The sequence below is a fragment of the Clostridium neuense genome (assembly GCF_045310695.1).
Classification (GTDB): Bacteria; Bacillota; Clostridia; order Clostridiales; family Clostridiaceae; genus Clostridium_S; species Clostridium_S neuense.
The window spans coordinates 1-1,202 of sequence record NZ_JBJIAA010000043.1 but is presented as its reverse complement, the minus strand read 5'-3'; the positions used below and the strand labels follow the sequence as shown (position 1 = coordinate 1,202).

At 37.4% G+C, this 1,202-nt stretch carries 1 protein-coding gene; it reads left to right on the top strand.

Going from position 1 to position 1,202, the window contains the following annotated elements; translation table 11 throughout:
- The coding region (locus ACJDT4_RS23265; RefSeq protein WP_406790013.1) for a transketolase-like TK C-terminal-containing protein at window positions 1–1,202 on the top strand (1,202 nt) is incomplete at both ends.

Sequence of the window (1,202 nt, the reverse complement as noted above, 5' to 3'; positions counted from 1 at the left end):
TTGGCTGGAACTCTTGGACTTGGAAAGCTAATAGTTTTATACGATTCAAACAACATCTCAATTGAAGGAAATACAGACATTGCCTTCAGAGAAGATGTTGCTAAAAGATATGAAGCTTATGGCTGGCAAGTAATTAAAGTTGACGACGGAAATGACACCGATAAAGTAAGTGCTGCTATAGATGAAGCAAAAAAGGAAACTTCAAAACCAAGCTTAATTGTTGTTAAAAACATAATTGGTTTTGGCTGCAAATCAAAACAAGGGACAGCAGGAGTTCACGGTTCCCCACTTGGAGAAGAAAGCATAAAAATTATGAAAGAAGAATTCGGATGGTCAAGTGAACCTTTCTATGTTCCAAAAGAAGTATACGACAATGTAAATCAGTATATTGAAAATGGCATAAAGGAAGAACAAGCCTGGAAAGAATTATTTGAAGGCTACAAGAAAGAATATCCAAGTGAAGCTAAGGAATACGAACTTTGGTTCAGCGGAAAAGTAGATGAAGAAGCACTAAACAGCAGTGAATTCTGGGGCTTTGATAAGAAAATGGCAACAAGAATTTCTTCATATACAGTAATAAACAGGTTAAAGGATATAGTTCCAAACTTAATAGGAGGCTCTGCAGATCTTGCACCTTCAAACAAAACTTATATGAATGGAAGAGGAGATTTCTCTAAGGAAGACAGAAGCGGATCTAACCTTCACTTTGGAGTTAGAGAACATGCTATGGCAGCTATTTCAAATGGTATTGCTGTACATGGTGGACTTAAACCTTTCTGCTCAACTTTCTTCGTATTTAGCGATTACATGAAGGGAGCTATGAGAATATCTGCACTTGCTGGAATACCGGTAACGTATGTTCTCACTCACGACAGTATAGGTGTTGGAGAAGATGGACCTACTCATGAACCAATAGAGCAGCTTGCAGCACTTAGAAGTATTCCACACATGATAGTGTTCAGGCCAGCAGACTCAAAAGAAACAGCAGCCGCTTGGTATTATGCAGTAACTTCAAAGAAAAATCCAACTTCTCTTGTTCTTACAAGACAGGACCTTCCTTTGTACGAAGAAACAGGAAAAGCTGCACTAAAAGGAGCTTATATATTAAAGGATTCAGAGAAAAAAGTTCCAGATATAATCTTAATGGCATCAGGTTCAGAAGTAGAACTTATATACAAAGCTCATGAAGTATTAAAGAAAAA